General features: G+C 57.4%; 16 protein-coding genes. 1 reads left to right on the top strand and 15 read right to left on the bottom strand.

Annotation, left to right across the window (positions count from 1 at the left end):
* Positions 1-11 precede the first annotated feature (11 nt).
* Genes mtnP through nadC form a run of 4 tightly spaced genes read right to left on the bottom strand, consistent with a single transcriptional unit; the run spans position 12 to position 4,298 of the window.
* Positions 12-893, bottom strand: coding sequence for an S-methyl-5'-thioadenosine phosphorylase (gene mtnP, locus JNK54_05470; protein MBL8023716.1), 882 nt, complete (start codon positions 891-893; stop codon positions 12-14).
* A 59-nt stretch (positions 894-952) separates the two neighbouring features.
* Positions 953-2,488, bottom strand: a complete 1,536-nt coding sequence (locus tag JNK54_05465) for a response regulator (GenBank protein MBL8023715.1) — start codon at positions 2,486-2,488, stop codon at positions 953-955.
* Positions 2,485-3,441, bottom strand: a complete 957-nt coding sequence (locus JNK54_05460; protein MBL8023714.1) for a biotin--[acetyl-CoA-carboxylase] ligase — start codon at positions 3,439-3,441, stop codon at positions 2,485-2,487. The genes JNK54_05465 and JNK54_05460 overlap by 4 nt, the downstream gene beginning before the upstream one ends.
* Positions 3,438-4,298, bottom strand: coding sequence for a carboxylating nicotinate-nucleotide diphosphorylase (gene nadC, locus JNK54_05455; GenBank protein ID MBL8023713.1), 861 nt, complete (start codon positions 4,296-4,298; stop codon positions 3,438-3,440). The genes JNK54_05460 and nadC overlap by 4 nt, the downstream gene beginning before the upstream one ends.
* 95 nt (positions 4,299-4,393) lie before the next feature.
* Here nadC and JNK54_05450 point away from each other — a divergent pair, with 95 nt between their 5' ends.
* Positions 4,394-5,590 carry an HD domain-containing protein gene (locus tag JNK54_05450; GenBank protein ID MBL8023712.1) on the top strand — a complete coding sequence of 399 codons (1,197 nt, stop codon included), beginning with the start codon at positions 4,394-4,396 and terminating at the stop codon, positions 5,588-5,590.
* Here the strand turns inward: JNK54_05450 and JNK54_05445 are convergent.
* The 11 genes from JNK54_05445 to JNK54_05395 are packed head-to-tail and all read right to left on the bottom strand — an operon-like array spanning position 5,587 to position 18,227.
* Positions 5,587-5,751 carry a winged helix-turn-helix domain-containing protein gene (locus JNK54_05445; GenBank protein ID MBL8023711.1) on the bottom strand — a complete coding sequence of 55 codons (165 nt, stop codon included), beginning with the start codon at positions 5,749-5,751 and terminating at the stop codon, positions 5,587-5,589. The two genes, JNK54_05450 and JNK54_05445, sit on opposite strands and share 4 nt — an antisense overlap.
* Before the next feature lie 50 nt (positions 5,752-5,801).
* Positions 5,802-7,847 (bottom strand): excinuclease ABC subunit UvrB, encoded by a 2,046-nt coding sequence (uvrB, locus tag JNK54_05440; GenBank protein ID MBL8023710.1) that lies wholly within the window; start codon positions 7,845-7,847, stop codon positions 5,802-5,804.
* A gap of 30 nt (positions 7,848-7,877) precedes the next feature.
* A complete protein-coding gene (gene surE / locus JNK54_05435; GenBank protein ID MBL8023709.1) occupies positions 7,878-8,648 on the bottom strand; it encodes a 5'/3'-nucleotidase SurE in 771 nt (256 codons plus the stop codon).
* Positions 8,645-9,739 (bottom strand): undecaprenyldiphospho-muramoylpentapeptide beta-N-acetylglucosaminyltransferase, encoded by a 1,095-nt coding sequence (gene murG, locus JNK54_05430; protein MBL8023708.1) that lies wholly within the window; start codon positions 9,737-9,739, stop codon positions 8,645-8,647. Before murG ends, surE begins: the two co-directional genes overlap by 4 nt.
* A 7-nt stretch (positions 9,740-9,746) precedes the next feature.
* Positions 9,747-10,889 (bottom strand): putative lipid II flippase FtsW, encoded by a 1,143-nt coding sequence (ftsW, locus tag JNK54_05425; protein ID MBL8023707.1) that lies wholly within the window; start codon positions 10,887-10,889, stop codon positions 9,747-9,749.
* Entirely contained in the window at positions 10,886-12,256 is a 1,371-nt protein-coding gene (gene murD / locus JNK54_05420) for a UDP-N-acetylmuramoyl-L-alanine--D-glutamate ligase (GenBank protein ID MBL8023706.1), read from the bottom strand. The genes ftsW and murD overlap by 4 nt, the downstream gene beginning before the upstream one ends.
* Positions 12,253-13,341, bottom strand: coding sequence for a phospho-N-acetylmuramoyl-pentapeptide-transferase (locus tag JNK54_05415; protein MBL8023705.1), 1,089 nt, complete (start codon positions 13,339-13,341; stop codon positions 12,253-12,255). The genes murD and JNK54_05415 overlap by 4 nt, the downstream gene beginning before the upstream one ends.
* Before the next feature lie 12 nt (positions 13,342-13,353).
* Positions 13,354-14,730 (bottom strand): UDP-N-acetylmuramoyl-tripeptide--D-alanyl-D-alanine ligase, encoded by a 1,377-nt coding sequence (locus JNK54_05410; protein ID MBL8023704.1) that lies wholly within the window; start codon positions 14,728-14,730, stop codon positions 13,354-13,356.
* A 1-nt stretch (position 14,731) separates the two neighbouring features.
* On the bottom strand, positions 14,732-16,231 hold the full coding sequence (locus JNK54_05405; protein MBL8023703.1) for a UDP-N-acetylmuramoyl-L-alanyl-D-glutamate--2,6-diaminopimelate ligase: 1,500 nt from the start codon (positions 16,229-16,231) through the stop codon (positions 14,732-14,734).
* Entirely contained in the window at positions 16,228-17,940 is a 1,713-nt protein-coding gene (locus tag JNK54_05400; GenBank protein ID MBL8023702.1) for a penicillin-binding protein 2, read from the bottom strand. The genes JNK54_05405 and JNK54_05400 overlap by 4 nt, the downstream gene beginning before the upstream one ends.
* Before the next feature lie 2 nt (positions 17,941-17,942).
* Positions 17,943-18,227 carry a hypothetical protein gene (locus tag JNK54_05395; GenBank protein MBL8023701.1) on the bottom strand — a complete coding sequence of 95 codons (285 nt, stop codon included), beginning with the start codon at positions 18,225-18,227 and terminating at the stop codon, positions 17,943-17,945.
* Positions 18,228-18,241 lie beyond the last annotated feature (14 nt).

Raw genomic sequence — 18,241 nt, 5'->3', positions numbered from 1 at the left:
ATGATAATCTTTCAGCATGGGGACGGGGGAACGCGCCTGCGAAGAAAGAGATCCAGTTTTTGGCGGGTCTGGGGGTCCATGGCTTTGGGATCCGTGAACACGGCGTTTCGAAGCGCTTCCCCGCACCGGCACGATCGATCTCCCGTGAGACGGGGGAGGAGAACGGTGATCATTTTTTTGACGCGGTCCACATTGGCGTGCATCACACTCACAACTTTCTCAACAGAAACTTCCTCACCTTCTTTCCACACATCGTAATCCGTGACCAGAGAAACGGTGGCGTAACAGATTTCGGCTTCGCGAGCCAGCTTGTATTCTGGGACGAGAGTCATTCCGACCACCGAAAACCCGTGCCCCCGGTTCACCTGGGATTCCGCTTTCGTTGAAAAACTGGGACCCTCAATGCACACATAGGTTCCCCCGCGATGGACCGTCACACCGACCTCTTCCCCAGCGCGGGCCAATTCCTCTGAAAGCGAGGAACAAAATGGATGGTCCACCGAAACATGGGCCACGATCCCATCCCCAAAAAAAGTGGTGGATCGACGTTTGGTCCGGTCAAAAACCTGATCGGGAACAACAAAGTGTCGCGGGGCCAACTCCTCTTTCAAACTCCCCACCGCCCCCACGCCGAGGATCCGTTCCACCCCCAGGGATTTTAACGCGTAAATATTAGCGTGGGCGGGAACTTCAGTCGGAAGATGCCGGTGGCCGCGCCCGTGTCGGGGAAGGAACGCGCAACGCACCCCCGCCAGCCGGCCAATCGTGATCGCGTCAGACGGGTCTCCAAAAGGCGTGGACACGCGAACCTCTTCCACATCCTCGATTCCCGGAATATCGTAAAGACCGCTCCCACCGATAACAGCGATGCGAACAGGCTCGGAATTCTTCATGGGCGTTGGCAACGGGTGACCTCGATTGGAAAAGCGTCTATCCTGAAAAGTGAATTCTACTACTTCTGACTTAACGTCGGGATTTTCAAATGGTCACGAACCTTGTCCAGAATTTCCGGGACGTGGAACGGTTTGAGGAAAAAGGCCACTGCCCCCCGGCCCACCGCTTCTTCCGCGGCCTCACGATACCCGGTCACGATGAAAACGGGAATTCCTCGCGTGAGGGGGTCGGCCTTTAAGCGGGTCAACACCTCCAACCCGTTCATGTCGGGCATCATGATGTCCAGGACAATGAGGTCCGGCGGATGGGCGCGTGCCTCGGCCAGGGCCTCCTGACCACTTTGCCGCGTCACCAGTCGAACCGTTTCCGGAAGAGAAGCGAATCCCACCTCCATCAATTCAAGTAAACTTACATTGTCATCAACCCACAAAACCACTTGATTTTCTGAGGCCGGGCCGGGTGAAAGAACCGCGCTCGTGTCCTGGCACGGTAACGTCAAATGGACCTCCGTCCCCTGCCCCACACCTGGAGATTCCACCCAAATCCTTCCCCCATAGGACTCCACCACAAACTGGCAATAGGACAAACCGAGACCCAGCCCCCCATACGTCCGTGTGAGACTGGGGTCCGCGTGGAAAAACTTTTGGAACACGAACGGAAGGGCCTCTTTTTGAATGCCCTGCCCCGTGTCTTTGACTGAAATCCGAACCGTTCCTTCCGGCAGAGGGTGAACCCCCACCTCCACGGACCCACCCGCCCCAGTAAATTTAAGGGCGTTCAACAGGAGATGATCGAAAACTTTACCCAGGGATTCATTGTGCCCTTGAATTTGCAGGTGAAGCGATGAATCGGGGCCCCGAAGGTGGACTCCTTTTTTTTCGAACACCGACCGGAGCCCCTGGGCCCGTTCTTTAACCAACTCCACCAGGGCCACGGGCCGAAGGTCCATCCGGGATCGAGATTGAATGGTGTCTTGTACATCCAACAGCTGGTTGATCAACCGGGAAAGGTTTTGGGATTGTTCAATAACTTTGCGAAGAGCGTCCGCCTGTTTGTCCCCGAGAGCCCCCATACGCCCCGCCAAGATCAACTCGCTAAGTCCCAATATGGATGTCAACGGGGTGCGAAGTTCGTGGGAGATCGTCGCCAAAAAATCGTTCTTCATCTGGCCGACCTGATGAAGTTCAGCGTTTTCCCGTTTCAAGTGGAAGGTTTCTGTTAGGCGACCCAAGAACCCTTCCAAATCCATGGTGGCAAAATCCCCCTTCATCACATGGTCCAACACCCCCCGTTTCATGGCTTCCACCGCGTGGCGGGATTCATCCCTGGAGGAAAGCGCCACCACCGGAAGAGGCAAAGAGGTCTGGGCCAATCGTGTCAAGAAATCAAGGCCGTCGATGTCCGGCAAATTCAGGTCCATAAAAACAAGGTCGAAGGGATGGGCGTAAATCCGTTGCATGAGCTCGCCCCCCGTGCCACACGATTCCACGGTCACGGCCCAATCTTTCAAACCGGTCATTCTCTGTACAAAAAATCGTATGAAGGAGGGGTCTTGATCGGCCAACAGGACTCGGAGCGGCGCGTGAGGTGTCATGAACGTTTTTTCTCCTTTACAGGACGAAGGAGGTTCACTTCTCCACTGGCACACAATACTTCACCTCGTGCCACGGCCATTCGCAATTTCCCTTCCGCATTCATCCCCCGCACGCGACCTTCCCGCCGTCCAGAAATATCGTCAAAAGACACCCGGGCCCCCGCCAAAACCGATCGTCGTTCGTACGCCAAACGGAACGGAGAAAAACCCGAACGAACAAACCGGGCATACGACCGGGAAAAACGGGCCAACCACTCATTTAAAAGGGTTTCACGGGAAAGAACACCCGTCCAAGCCGATACCGATGTGGCGGGCACAGCCGTCCCCACCGGAAGCCGGTTGTTGACATTCATCCCGACCCCCAAACAAATCCAATGGACTCGATCCATCTCAGAAGACATTTCGGTCAAAATCCCTCCTATTTTTTTTCCGTCCACCCACACATCGTTCGGCCACTTCACCCCCGCCGGCACACCCCGGGCCCGCAAGACTTCAACCCAGTCTAAAGCCGCTACAAGAGTCAGAGCGGGCGCCCGGTCCGGCTGAACCTCAGGACGGAGAATCAGCGAAAACCAAAGACCTCCGTTCGGAGAAACCCACCGGCGCCCCATCCGACCGCGCCCCTGGGTCTGACGATCCGCAAGAACAAGCGTCCCCTCCGGGGCCCCCGCCACCGCGCGACCCTTTGCCTCATCCTGGGTGGACCCAAGGACAACCGCGTGAAAAATCTGCTTCACCCAACCTCGTTTCAAAAGGCTCGGGTTCAAACGAGTGGGTGCCCCCGACCAGCGATACCCCACTCGGTTGGTCCCTGTGATCCGGTGCCCCTCCCCCCGCAGTTTTTCAATTCGCTTGTGAACCGCCGCCCGCGAAACCCCCATTCTTTCCGCCAGGGCCGTCCCCGACAAGGGGGTTTTCGCTTCCTGAAGATACGCGAGGAGCGCGATGGTCAAAGGAGATCCGCATCTAAGCTCATGTCCAAAGCGGGAGCCGAATGGGTGAGACGACCAACGGACACACGGTCCACACCACTTCGAGCCAACCGAGACATCACCGCCAAGGTCACTCCACCCGAAACTTCAAGCAAGGGAGGTCGGCACCCCCGACGCCCACACTCGGATCGGATCCATCGAACCAAAAGGGAGAGGTCTTTGAGCGGGACATTATCTAATAACAGAATGTCGGCCCCCGCGTCCAACCCCCACAAAATTTCATTTCGATCCCGGCACTCCATTTCCACCGGTTTCCCCTTCCGCCGGAGCTTTTGAGCCCGCCGAATCAGATCGGCTCGCCCGGAGGCTCCTTTAAAGAAAGCCAAGTGATTTTCTTTGATCAAGACTGCTTCTTCCAGATCACGCCGGTGGTTTTTTCCTCCCCCCATACGAACAGCGTATTTCTGCAAATCCCGTAACCCCGGCAACGTTTTCCGCGTCTCCAATACCACCGGTCCGTTCTTCCCAGCCGCCCACACAAAAAGGTTCGTCAACGTCGCGACCCCCGAAAGGTGCGTCAAGAAATTAAGCGCCGATCGTTCGGCTGACAACAGCGCCCGAAACGGACCCTGGGCTTCCAGCACCACCTGCCCTGGCCGAACCGCCCCCCCCTCTCGTACCAAAACCCGGGCGCGGACCTTCGGGTGCATTTCATGAAAAACGGCCACCGCCCAGGGCCCCCCCGCCAAAATCCCATTTTCGTTTACGATCACCCGGGCCCGCCCACGGGCGTCCGCCGGAACCAAGGCTCGCCCCGTTATATCCCGGGTGGCCCGATCTTCCCGTAAAGCCATTCGAGCCGCTCGTCGGTAATCCATGGGCCCATTCTAACTTTGCCCGCGCCTCCTGTCCAGCGCATCTCTTTCTAATAAAACCATGGAAATAATGAGGAACCTCTGGTAGGCTTACGGGGATGACACCCGACGCTCGTCCAACGCCTTCCCTTCGAGGCACCCCAAAAGAACAAGACCCTCCGCGCACCGAGGTAGACGACTTGCGCGAATGGAAACGGCGCCTCAGCCTCCTGCTGGATTACGCTCGACAAATGTCCATTCGAAAAGAATTGGATCCCCTCTTGGGCACGGTGGTCAATGCCGCCCGGGAAATCCTTCAGGCCGAACGGTGCACTGTTTTTCTGTTGGATAAAAAGAAAAACGAACTTTGGGCTCGGGTCGCCACAGGGGACCACGATATCCGTGTCCCCGCAGACAAGGGAATTGTCGGCCAGACCATTATGGAACGACGCGTCATCAACATTGCCGACGCCTACGCGGACGATCGATTCAACCCGGAAGTGGATCGCGCCAGCGGATTTCGCACCCGGTCCATTCTCACGGCCCCACTCGCCAAAATGCGGGGAGAAGTGCTGGGAGCCCTGCAAGTTCTTAACAAGAAAGGGGGTCCCTTCCAGGAAAACGACGAAAAAATGTTCATCCTTTTTGCAGAACAAGCCGCCTCGGCCCTAGCCAACGCGCAACTCTACGAAGAACTCCAGGCGGCCTACAAAGACACCATCTTTCGGCTGGCGGCCGCCGCTGAATTCAAAGACCACGATACCCGGAACCATTTGGAACGGGTCAGCCGCTACAGCCGATTGATTGCCGCCGCGGTCGGGATGGAAAAGGAGTGGTGTGATCGGTTGGCCCTGGCCAGCCCCATGCACGACATTGGGAAACTGGGCGTGCCTGACGCCGTGCTCAAAAAACCAGGAAAACTGGATGAGGAGGAGTGGAAAGAAATGCACCGCCACCCAAACCACGGGGCAGAAATTTTGGCGAATTCCGACAACGAACTCCTTCAGATGTCGGAACGCATCGCTCGGAGCCACCACGAAAAATGGGACGGCACCGGGTACCCCACCGGACTAAAGGGAGACGCCATCCCCCTGGAAGCCCGCATCGTGGCCGTGGCCGACGTCTTCGACGCCCTCACCTCACGCCGATGCTACAAACCTGCTTTCTCTCTGGATAACGCCCTAAAAATCATTTACGAAGGTTCCGGTAAACATTTCGACCCCGCCCTCGTCTACGCCTTCAAACAAGTCCTCGACTCCATTGTCCAAGTCATGGAAAAATTCACCGACCGTCCCGAAATCCCCCCTCTCACCTAATCCGCATCATCCAGGCGATAGCCTTCGCCCACCAGGGTTTCGATTCGATCGCCGAATTTCCCCAACCGGGCACGCAATTGGCGGATATGCACGGAGATGGCGTTGTCCGTGACAATGACATCGTCGTCCCCTAACGATTGAGAAACTCGGTCCTGGGTCAGGAGTTGGCCGGGATTTCGGGTTAATCATGGTTTAAATATGTCCGCCATATTTAAACCATTCTTTTAGCCTTCTTATTATGTTTTTTTTCAGGAGGAACAGAACGGTGGCTCCGCGAGCTCATGTCTTTGATTTCGATGAGTTTGTCCCGGAACAAGGCGGCGAGCTCGAAATCTAGGGCGTCGGCGGCTTCTTTCATTTGGGATTCCAGATTCTTCACGAGGCCGGGCAGTTCTTTTTTCGTGAGATATTTCCCGGCGGTTTCCCGGAACAAGAGGGGGAGGGCCTCTTCCTTGGCCTTCACTTGAAATTCTTCCAAATCGTGAACCGCCGATACGATTGTTTTCGGTGTGACGCCAGTGCGTTGATTGTCCTCCACTTGTTTTTTGCGGCGTCGATCCATCTCGTCCATGGCGCGGCCCATGGAACCGGTCACTTTGTCGGCGTAGAAAACCACTTGGCCGTTCACGTTCCGGGCGGCCCGGCCGCACACCTGGATGAGGGTTGTTTCCGATCGAAGGAAACCTTCTTTATCCGCGTCCAACACGGCCACCAGTGAAACTTCCGGTAAATCCAACCCTTCCCGTAAAAGGTTGATCCCCACCAAAACATCGAAAGCCCCCTTCCGCAGATCCCTCAAGATTTCGACCCGTTGAAGGGTTTCTATATCGGAATGGAGGTAGCGAACCCGAAGCCCACGGCCGCTCAGATATTTGGAAAGATCCTCCGCGGTTTTTTTTGTGAGGGTCGTCACCAAAACCCGTTCCTGAACTTTCACCCGCTCCCGGATTCGTTCGATCAAATCATCCACCTGGCCCGCCGAGGGGAGAAGAAGGATTTCCGGGTCCACCAAACCCGTGGGGCGGATCACCTGCTCCACCACAGCCCCACCCGTCTTCTTCAATTCAAAGGGGCCGGGGGTGGCCGAGACGAACAGGACTTGGGGGACCAACGCTTCAAATTCGGGAAACCGAAGAGGACGGTTGTCCAAGGCGGAAGGAAGGCGAAACCCGTAATCCACCAAAGTCTGTTTGCGCGAACGGTCCCCCTCGTACATCCCGCCGATCTGAGGAACCGTAACGTGGGACTCATCAATCACCACCAAAAAATCTTTCGGAAAATAGTCGAAAAGGCAGGCGGGCCGTTCCCCAGGAGGCCGGCCCGAGAGGGGTCGTGAATAATTTTCAATCCCGTGACAGAACCCCAACTCTTTCATCATTTCCATGTCGAATCGAGTTCGCTGGTCCAACCGTTGGGCCTCCAACAGCTTGTTTTGGCCCCGCAATACCACCAACCGCTCTTGCAATTCCGCATCAATCCCCACCAACGCCCGTTCAATGGTTTCTTGGGTCGTCACAAAATGTTTGGCCGGATAAATAAAGGTCCGTTCTTTCTCTTGGAGGGTTTCTCCCGTGAGGGGATTGATTTCCCTCAAACGCGCGACCCGATCCCCCTCCAGTTCAACCCGCAAGGCCGTCTCCAGGTAAGCCGGAAAGATCTCAATCACATCGCCCTTCACGCGAAATTTACCCCGAGCGAAAGCGATTTCGTTCCGCTCGTATTGAATGTCCACCAATTCCCGGAGCAAGTCTTCCCGATTTTTTGATACCCCGCGCTCCAAAGAGACGCACATCTCTTTGTACTCCCGGGGACTTCCCAACCCATAGATACAGGAAACGGAGGCCACCACCACCACGTCACGGCGCTCCAGAAGGGAGGAGGTCGCTTTCAAACGCAGTCGGTCAATATGGTCGTTGATCGAGGCGTCTTTTTCGATGTACGTATCGCTCTGAGGCACATAGGCTTCCGGCTGATAATAATCGTAGTAGGAGATAAAGTATTCAACCGCGTTCTTGGGGAAAAAAGCTTTGAGTTCCGCGTAGAGCTGGGCGGCCAATATTTTGTTGGGAGAAATAACGAGGGTAGGCCGGTTGACTTCCGCAATGACGTTGGCCACCGTAAAGGTTTTTCCGCTCCCGGTCACCCCCAAGAGGACCTGGTGGGGTAGACCCGTCCGCAACCCTTCCGTCAGTTGGCGGATGGCCTCCGGCTGATCCCCCGCCGGCTGAAAACTGGAAACAACCTGGAAGCGGTCCATGGCCTTATGGAAAAAGAAATCGGTATCTTTCTAGCTGTGCCGGGCCCAACGCCAGCGACGTAAGTCCGGAAGGAAAGGATCATCGGTTAAGTAAAGTTTGAGGGGTGTCACAGAAATTTTCCCTTCCTCGATGGCGGAAATATCGGAACCCGGTTCCGCCACGCCCCGGGGGACAGCACCAGCCATCCAGTAATAGGTGAGTCCCCGAGGATCCACCCGGGGAGAGAGGGCCCGTCCGTAAATACGTTTTCCCAAGGTCGTCACAGCAACGCCTTTCAAAGATCCCCAGGCTCGATTCGGGACATTGACATTGAGACAGGTGTGTTTGGGAACTCCTCGGGTCAAGAGTTGGCGTGCCACTTCGACAGCAAATCGCGCGGCGGTGGCGAAATGGGGCTTGGGCTCTTTCGTCGTGATCGACACCGCGAGAGCGGGGACCCCCAACATGCACGCTTCCTTGGCCGCGCCCACGGTACCCGAATACATGGTGTCGGCCCCCAGATTTGCCCCATGGTTGATGCCGGACACCACCACGTCGGCACGCTCTTTTAACATGGCGATCACCCCGAACCGCGTGCAATCCGCGGGAGTGCCGTTCATGATATAGAGGTTGGGTTCCAGTTTCCGCACGCGAATGGGTTTATGCAACGTGATGGCGTGGCTGGCCGCGGACCGTTCCCGTTCTGGAACAACCACGGTCACGCGTCCCAACCGGGCCAAGGCCTTCGCCAAAGGTTTGAGTCCTTCCCCATACACCCCGTCATCGTTCACCACCAAAATATTCTTTTGAACTTTATTCACTTGACCTCCAAAACCAGTTCCGCCACGCGGCGCGCCGCCGCTCCGCTATCGGTCATCCCCAAAGTTAATCGTTTCTGGTTCGTTTCACGAAGGACGTCTCGCTCGGGGAGATTTCGCAACACATCCAGAAAATTTTCAACGCTCAATTCCTGTTCTTTAAGAACGCGTGCCTGCCCTGTTTGTTCCAAAATTCGGGCGTTCGCCGTTTGATGATCATCCGTGGCGTGGGGAAAGGGCACCAAGAGGGCTTCCCGGCCCATACGTTGAATTTCCATGACCGTGTTGGCCCCGGAGCGGGCCACAATAAAATCGGCGGCGGAATAGACGGTGGGCATCTCGGAAGAAAAAGCTTGGACATGGGCTTTACACGCAAGGTCCGCATACACGCGGCGGGCAACGTCTTCGTCGGCTTGTCCCGTCAAATGAATGTATTGCCATCCTGGTTTTTCCCGGGAAAGAATTTTCACTACCTCCAGAAATCGTTCGTTCAAACGTCGAGCGCCCTGGCTCCCCCCGAAGAGGAGCAAAGTAAAAGCGTCGGGATCCAACCCCAAGGACCGCCGGGATTCCTCAGGATCACAGGACCCAAGCGTGTCACGCAAGGGAAGTCCCGTCCACAGAATTTTTCCCGCACGAGGGGAAAGTCGTTCGGTGGATTGAAAACTGGTGGCCACCGCTCCGGCCCACCGGGACAAAAAACGGTTGGCCAGACCCGCCCGAACATTCTGTTCATGCACCACCAGCCGAACGCCCCGGCCCACGGCCGCCAAGCCTACCGGGACAGAGATGTATCCGCCCATTCCCAAGACCACATCCGGGTTTTCACGGTGAAGAATCCGCCGGGCCGAGAAATAGGCCGCCGCTGCCGTAAAGGGGAACGACAAAATCCGTCCGGAGAGTTTTCTTGGGATCCCTTCGAAATAAAAGGCCGAGGAGGGAAACCCTTCCCGCGCCAGAAACGATTGGGAATCCCGATCTTTTTTCACCACAAAATGGACCCGGTGCCCCTGGTCCCGAAGAACCTTCGCCACGGCCACCCCGGGGAAAAGGTGCCCCCCCGTGCCTCCTGCCGCAATCACGACGCGTTTCATGGCGTTTTCACTGAAATTTCCGCCGGGACGGCCCCGCCAAAAGGACCGGTGTACCGGGCTGACGGGACACGTTCAACACCAACCCGATGGCCGTTAAAAGGACCAAAGCCGAGGATCCCCCGAAGGACAGAAAGGGCAAGGGAATTCCCTTCGTGGGGAGAAGTCCCGTCACCACCCCTAAATTGATTAACACTTGACCGCCCAAAAGCATGCCGACACCCGCGGCCAAGAGCGCGTGAAACCAATGCACCGCCCGAAAGGCCACGCGAAGACATGAAAAGCTGAGATAGAAGTAGGCCGCCGTTAGCAAAGACGTTCCTACAAACCCGAATTCTTCCCCATAAATAGGGAAAATAAAATCCGTTTGAGATTCGGGCATGTAGTGCATTTTGATGGTGGACTCTCCCGAACCCTTTCCCCAAAACCCTCCCGACCCCAACGCCAACAAGGATTGAACCAATTGATACCCGGTTCCCTGGGCGTCCTTCCACGGATCCAGGAACGCCAAGAACCGTTGACGTCGATAGGGAACATGAAACACCGCCAGGTATAGCACCGGGAGAACCCCCAAAACCGTCGCCAGAAGATGGGCGGGCCGGGCCCCCGCAAGGAAAATCATACCCAGGGCCACCGCCCCAATGAGTAAAGGCGTTCCCAAATCCCTTTCCAACAAAATAAGAACCAACACCACCCCTGTCACCAACAGCGGGGGTAAATACCCGCTTACAAACCGTCCCAACCGACTTTGTTTGCGATCGAGGTAATCGGCCAGGGCCAAGAGGACCGCCAATTTCGCTAATTCCGACGGTTGAAGACCCAATCCACCCACCCGAAGCCACCGTTTTGCGCCCCCCACCTCATGGCCGGCCACCAAGACCGCCACCAACAGGATCACCGTGACAACGAGAAAAGGCCGAGCGCCCCCCTGAACCCATCCCAGGGGAATCCGCAGGGCCACCAGGAGCGCTCCTCCGCCCAAAACGCTCCACAGAATTTGCCGTTTAAGAAAAAAATATTGGTCACCGAACCGACTGTCGGCCACCAACGCGCTGGCCGAATAGAGCACAAGCCAGCCGAACACCACCAAAACAGCCGTGATCAACAGAAGTCCCAGGTCCGGGGAATGCAATCGCCGCGCCACCGCCTTCACGGGAGCGCCGCCACCCTTTCTTTGAAACACCGACCGCGGTGCTCAAAATTTTCAAATTGATCGAAGGAGGCGCAGGCGGGAGACAAAAGAACCGTATCGCCCGGTCGCGCGGTTTGGGCCGCACGCTCCACCGCCCGCTCTAACGTCCCGCAGGGGAAAAGAGCCAATCCCCCTAAATCGCGCTGGAGAGGGGGCGTGGCTTCCCCAATCAAAAGGATTTCTTTCGCTTTTTTTCGGAGCAAGGGACGAAGGGGGGTGTAAGGCGACCCCTTATCCTGGCCTCCTAAAATTACTGTGAGCGGCCCCGGGAGGGCCTCCAGAGCCACCCGGGTGGAGTCCACGTTGGTGGCCTTGGAATCATTGACAAATCGAATCCCTCGCCAGGTCCGGACCCACTCCAAGCGATGTTCCACCCCTGGGAATTCGGCCAACCCGCGCGCGATAGATCGGGCTGAAACGCCCAACGCTTTGGCGCAGGCCACCGCCGCAAGGGCATTTTCGATGTTGTGACGGCCAGGCAAAAACGCCGGGGCCTTCCATCGTTCGGAGGGATTTTTCCCCCGCAAATATTTTCCGTCCCAATAAAAATCGCTCCGCCCGGATTCCCCGAACCAACAGACCGTTCCCGGGACCCGGGACGCGAGCCTTCGGCAGGAGGGGTCTCGTTTATTCAGCACCGCCACGTCCTGGATCCCTTGCGCCTGAAACAGGCGAAATTTTGTTTCGGCGTAAACCTCTAAAGTTCCGTGGCGCGCCAGGTGGTCCGGTGTCACATTCAACACCGCGCCCACGGAAGGGCGAAAAGCCTCCGTGGTTTCCAGCTGATAGCTGGAAACTTCAAGAACCAACGCGCTTTCAGATGTTAATTTATTGAGAATGGAACAGAGGGGCACGCCGATATTTCCCGCCTCCACCGTTAAGCGTCCGGACGCCCGAAAAATGGCCCCCAAGAGCGCCGTCGTGGTGGTCTTCCCGTTCGTGCCGGTAATCGCCGCGGAACAACGGGGCCAGCGCCCCGCCAAAGAAAGGACCCGGTAACCCAACTCCAATTCGCCCCACACCGGAACGCCCCGGGCCTGGAGAGGCCGCCAAAGCGAATTCGGAACACCGGGACTCACCACCACCCGATCCCACGCCCGGGACAAAAATCCATGGGATCCGGTCTCCACCGAAACCCCTGAGGGAAGAGATCGAATCCAGGGACGGACGTCCTTCAGCGTTCTTTTCTCCGACACAGCCACCCGCGCTCCCAATCGCTTCAAGAGGCCCGCAGCGGCCACACCGGATTTCCCGAGGCCCAAGATTAAGATCCGGCGGTCCCGAAACCATTCCCGCACCCGGAGATTATTTTCGATGGAAACGGTCACCGAATTTTAAGGGACGTCAGAGCGACCAACGCCAAGACGATAGCCACAATCCAGAAACGAATGGTCACTTTGGTTTCGGCCAAACCGCCCACCTCGAAATGGTGGTGCAGCGGCGCCATCCGAAAGATGCGCCGCCCCTGACGCAACCGAACGGAACCCACTTGGAGCATGACCGAGAGGGCCTCGACCACGAAAATTCCCCCCACCACAACAAGGATCAGTTCTTGTTTCACACAAAGGGCCACGACCCCCAACACCCCCCCCAAAGGAAGGGACCCCGTGTCCCCCATGAATATTTCAGCGGGATGGGCGTTAAACCACAAAAACCCCAAACAGGCGCCGCCCATGGCGGCCAAGAAAACCGTCAATTCCCCCGCACCCGGCACGTAAACCAAACGAAGGTAATCGGCCAGTTTCGCGTTTCCCGCTAAATAAGCAAAGACGCCAAAAGTCAAGGCGCTGACCACCAAGGTCCCCGGCGCAAGACCATCCAACCCATCCGTGAGATTGACCGCATTCGACGCGCCAACGATGACCAGGAGCGCCAACGCCACGGACAGTCCCCCCAGGTAAAGGTGAACGTCCTTGACATACGGGACAAACACACGCGTGGCGAACGCCAGGTTGGGAGGGTCGAAGAAGAAATAGGTTCCCACCCCCAAGCCCAAAAGGATTTGCCCGCCCATTTTCACACGAGCCGATAGTCCTCCCGCGGGGTGTTTCTTCAACCACTTTCGGTAATCATCAATAAATCCGATGGCCCCCAAATAGAGGGAACTTCCCACAGCCATCCAAATAAAACGGTTGTCCCACGGAGCCCAAAGGAGCGTCGAAACCAAGAGGGCGCCCACAATGAGGAGCCCCCCCATGGTGGGGGTTCCGGCTTTTTTTAAGTGGGTCTGGGGCCCATATTCTCGAATGAACTGTTCCATTTTCAAACGCCGAATAAACCGAATGAACGGATCGCCAAACACCAGACAGAGAACCAGCGCGGTCAAAAAAGCGCCCCCCGCACGGAAGGTAATGTATTGAAACACGTTGAGCGGGGAATACAGGTCCCGCACCACCGACAAATAGTAGAGCACGCGATTCTCCTCCTACGTCAAGAACGGGTCGTAGATGTCTTCCAATCGGACACCCCGTGAAGCTTTAAAAAGGAAGGCACTGTTGGGCGTGATCCAGGACGCGATTTCCTGACGAATTTTTTCCCGATCTTCGCCCCATTGAAAAATTCCTTTCCCACCGGAATCCCGAAACCCCGCCCGCACGAACTCCCCTTCAGGACCAACAAAATAGATTCGTTCCAGGGGCAACGTTGCTAAGACCCGGCCCAACTCCCGATGTTCCTCTTCCGCCACAGATCCCAACTCCAGCATACTTCCCACCACCGCCATTTTGGACCGTTGAGGAAACGCCTGGGCAAAACTGGTAAGACTGGCCGCCATGGAATCCGGATTGGCGTTGTAGGCATCGACAAGAAACAGGGACCCGTCCGGCCGACGGCGGGTTTGCATCCGTTGGGGCGGGGGAGAAAAACCGGCCAAATGGGTGGCCACTTCCGGAAGAAGTCCCCGTTCCCACAGGGCAACCGCCGCCGCCGCGAGCGCGTTGGTCACATTAAACAATCCAGGGACTGGCAAGCGAACCGGTCGACGGGAGGAGCCCACCACCACATCGAACGCGATCTGGGGATCCTGCCGAACATGTTCCGCCCGCACGTCCGCCCCAGCGGAAAGGCCAAACGTCACCACCGAACAACGGGCTTGTTTCCGTCGATTCATGAGGAATGGATCATCCGCGTTCAAAAAAGCAATGCCGTCTTTACCCAACGCCTCCACCAGTTCCCACTTGGCGTTCAACACCCCTTCCAAAGAACCAAACGTTTCCAGATGGGCCCGCCCGATCCCCGTGATCACCGCCACATTCGGCTGGGCCAGGGCCGCCAAGCGGGCGATGTCCCCCCGCGCTGAAGCCCCCATTTCGATGACGGCGTGAGAATGGGAGAGATCCAATTCCAAGAGCATGAGCGGCAATCCCCATTGACTGTTCAAGTTTCCTCGCGTGGCAAAAACGTTCCGGCCGATCCCCCGCAAGAGGTGGGCCAACATTTCTTTCGTGGTCGTCTTTCCGTTCGATCCCGTGATCCCGATCACACGGGTTTTCATTTTTTCACGATGGACCCGCGCCCACCGTTGCAAACCCGCGAGGGGATCCTCCACCCGAATCAAACCAAAACCGCTCGGAAGCCCCTCAACCGCCCGGCTCACCAGAGCCCCCGCCGCCCCCCGGGCCACCACGTCTTTTAAGAAATCGTGACCGTCCACCCGCTCGCCTTTTAACGCCACGAATAAATCCCCTTTCTGAACCCCCCGAGAATCCAAAACCACTCGAACAGGAGAAACGGAACACGCTGTGACTCGCTGCCCTCCTGTCAGGAGGGCCACGTCGTCCCAGGACGTGGGCAAGGCGGCCATCTCAACGCTCCCGACACCGCAAGAAATGCCGAACGATTTCCCGTTCGTCAAAATCCACGGTGTGATCTTTTAATATCTGGTACGTTTCATGCCCCTTTCCAGCCAAGAGCAACACGTCACCTTCTTTTGCCATTTCAATCGAACGCGCGATGGCCTCTTTTCGATCCACGATCACGTCAAAGGAACGGGACGGAACACGGCGGACGCCGGCCACCACTTCTTGAACAATGACGGCCGGGTCTTCGGAACGGGGATTGTCCGAAGTGACGATCACGTGGTCGGCCAAACGGGCCGCCATTTCACCCATGCGGGGCCGCTTCGTTTTGTCCCGATCGCCCCCGCACCCGAAAAGGACCAACACGCGCCCCTGGGTCAGGGGTCGCACCGTTTCCAACACATTGCGAAGGGCGTCATCCGTGTGAGCGTAGTCCACGAAAACCCGAAAAGGGAACGAGGACGGCTCCGTGCACCCCGCCGGATGCTCCGTCACCCGTTCCAACCGTCCTGGAACACCCGCTAATCCTTCGACACCGGAAACCGCGTCCTCCAACGATGTTCCTAAAGCCATGGCGGCGGCCATGGCCCCGAGAGCATTGTACACGTTGTGCCGTCCCACCAGGGTGAGGGACACATCCCGGTTCCCCAACGGCGTGACCGCGTGAAAGCGACACCCGTCCGCGGAAAGCACCAGCCGCTCCGCACGAAAATCCGCGTCCCCGTCCAACCCGTAGGTCCAAAGGGGGGTTTTGATTTTTTCCAAAAACCGCGGGGCCCAAGGATCGTCCCGGTTGAGAATTGCCCGCCGAACGAGCCGTGCCGATTTTTCCAGCCGCTCAAAGAGAAGGGCTTTCGCTGAGAAATACTCTTCCATGGTTTTATGGAAATCCAAATGGTCCTGGGTCAAGTTGGTGAACAAACCCACCGAAAAATGCACATCGTCCACACGACCCAAAGCGAGGGCGTGACTGGACACCTCCATGGCCACACGTTTGACCCCGTCCTCCCGCATGGCCGCCAACAACCGTTGAACATCCAGAGCGTGAGGCGTGGTGTTGGGGGCCTTCTCCACGCGGTTGGCCCACCGGTAATCGATGGTCCCCATCACTCCACCGGAAATTCTTTCCAGACGCCACACGTTTTCCAACAGGTAGGTCAGCGTGGTCTTGCCATTGGTTCCCGTCACGCCCACCACGTCCATGAATCGGGAGGGATGATCAAAGAATCGTGCGGCGATTCCCGAAAGGGAGGCCGCTGTTGAACCCACCAAGACGACGGGCACCGGGACCGCCAACGGTCGTTCAGCCAAAATGGCCGCTGCCCCCGCCCGGAGAACCGACGCGGCGTGGTCGTGGCCATCCTGATGAATTCCCCGAATCGCCACAAAGAGGTCCCCGGGTTTGACCGCGCGGGAATCCACCGCGAGGCCCCGGATGGGAACGTCCTTCGCGGGGGACCCCAGTGAAGGGACCACACTTTCCAATAAATCGCCCAAAAGTTTCACGTCTTCGGATCTCCCTTGTTTTTTTTATCCACCAGACGGGGAACGTCATCGGTGGGGACGCCCATCAAGGACAGGGTTTGCCACGCGATGTTTTTGAAAACGGGGCCCGCGTTGTACCCTCCCCAGGAAACGCCTTTGGGCTCATCCACAATAACCACAAGGGTCAACCGGGGATTGCGCGCGGGAACAAACCCACAAAAAGACGCCACAAATTTATCGGGAGAGTATGCCCGGGTGCGAGGATCAATTTTCTGCGCCGTTCCTGTTTTTCCAGCTACGGACCACCCGGGAACCGAGGCATTCTCTCCGGTCCCACGAAGGACAACCCCCTCCATCATGGTCGTCACCGTTTTCGCCGTTTCCGGAGAAATAACCCGACGAATTTCGCTGGACGAGGCCCATCGGGAGGTTTTACCGGACGGCCAATCCGCGTCCATAGTAATCCGGGGCTCGATCAATCGCCCCCCATTGGCGATGGCGCTGTATGCGCAAGCCAATTGGAGAGCGGTCACCCCTATTTCCTGCCCAAACGAAATCACCGGGAGGGAAACCCCGCTCCATTGATTCGGGGGACGGAGGAGCCCCACCGCTTCTCCCGGCAAATCCAATCCCGTGCGGGCCCCAAACCCAAAGGACCGGATCACATCATAAAACTTTTCTTTCCCCACCCGAAGACCGATTTTCGCCAACCCGATGTTAGAGGATACCTCCATGGCCCGCGAGAAGCTAATTACTTTTTGAGGCTCATGATCACTGATCCAAACACCCGAAATCTTCCATTTCCCCTTTTCGCAATCCAAGAGGTCACTGGGCTGAGCCAATTGATTTTCCAAGGCCGCCGCCGCGGTGACCACTTTAAAAGTGGATCCCGGCTCAAAGGACCACTGCACCGCCCGCACCATTAATTCGTCCGGGGACAAAGCTTCCCCGCGACCCAACGAAAGGGCCGGGCGTCCCACTAAAGCCAATATTTCGCCTGTCCAGGGATCCTGGACAACCACGATTCCGCCCTTGGCCTTGGAGCGCCGAATGCTCCAATCCAATTCTCGCTCCGCTATGAATTGAATTTTTCGATCAATGGAAAGACGGAGCCCCCCCGCGGGGGTCCTCTGGCGCAAAACATCTAAGGTTAATCGCCGTCCCCGTCCGTCCCGGAGTGCTCGGAGCGGAGGGCGTTGATCCACCAGCTCTTTATTAAAGGCGTATTCCAACCCCGAAAGTCCCCGGCCGTCTTCCCCCACAAGGCCCAGGAGAGGTCCCGCCAGGTCTCCGTTAGGATAAAAACGTCGGTATTCCCATTGCAACCCGATTCCCCGAAGATTTTCCTTTTCCACCGCGCGGGCCTCCTCGGCGCTCAAACGCCTCTTCAACCACACAAAAGACCCGGGCGCGCGGCGAATCCGTTCAGTGATTTCCCCCACCGGCATCCGTAAAGGGCCCGCCAAACGTTGCGCGATAGAGGAGGGGCGAGGCAACAGGGTCGGATCGGCGTAACACGAGGCCACCCGAACGGAATCCGCGAGAACGTCACCGTTCCGGTCTCGGATCAGGGCGCGCCGCGGTGCGTCGCGGACCCAACGACCGGCCTGATCGTTTGCACGAAGAGCAAGGTCCTCGTGCCGCCAAATTTGCAGATAACCCAACCGGGCCCCCACCACGAGGAACCCCGCGATAAGAAGCCCAGCCACCAGGCGAAAGCGTGTTCGCATGTTCAGGTTGTTTCGGGAAGAAGGCGGATCTGGTCCGGCCGAGGAAGGAAAAGGTTTCCTCGCGCGCGAGCCGTGGCGTCCAACCGGGAAAGGGAAAGGGCCGTCTCCAATCGACGGCGTTCGGCTTGTTCGCGGCGGTCCAATTGGTCCAATTCCTGCCGGATCGATTGGGCCCGATAGGAAAGACGGACCGACTGCACATGAAGCCACGCGGAGAGCGATAAAACACCGAACAACCCGCCGCCCACCATCGCCACCAGGGGAAGAATTTGCCGCGAAACGTGCACGAGTTTCCTCCGGA

Source organism: Elusimicrobiota bacterium, assembly GCA_016788905.1.
In the GTDB taxonomy this organism is placed as follows: domain Bacteria; phylum Elusimicrobiota; class Elusimicrobia; order FEN-1173; family FEN-1173; genus JADKHR01.
The sequence above is the reverse complement of the archived record's forward strand: the minus strand, read 5'-3'. Positions and strand labels throughout refer to the sequence as shown.

Excerpts from the sequence above, each read along its gene's own strand:
- JNK54_05400 (MBL8023702.1), bottom strand. The coding sequence starts at position 17,940 with ATGCGAACACGCTTTCGCCTGGTGGCTGGGCTTCTTATCGCGGGGTTC.
- mtnP (MBL8023716.1), bottom strand. The coding sequence starts at position 893 with ATGAAGAATTCCGAGCCTGTTCGCATCGCTGTTATCGGTGGGAGCGGT.
- uvrB (MBL8023710.1), bottom strand. The coding sequence starts at position 7,847 with ATGGACCGCTTCCAGGTTGTTTCCAGTTTTCAGCCGGCGGGGGATCAG.
- murG (MBL8023708.1), bottom strand. The coding sequence starts at position 9,739 with ATGAAACGCGTCGTGATTGCGGCAGGAGGCACGGGGGGGCACCTTTTC.
- JNK54_05410 (MBL8023704.1), bottom strand. The coding sequence starts at position 14,730 with ATGGCCGCCTTGCCCACGTCCTGGGACGACGTGGCCCTCCTGACAGGA.
- JNK54_05450 (MBL8023712.1), top strand. The coding sequence starts at position 4,394 with ATGACACCCGACGCTCGTCCAACGCCTTCCCTTCGAGGCACCCCAAAA.
- JNK54_05465 (MBL8023715.1), bottom strand. The coding sequence starts at position 2,488 with ATGACACCTCACGCGCCGCTCCGAGTCCTGTTGGCCGATCAAGACCCC.
- nadC (MBL8023713.1), bottom strand. The coding sequence starts at position 4,298 with ATGGATTACCGACGAGCGGCTCGAATGGCTTTACGGGAAGATCGGGCC.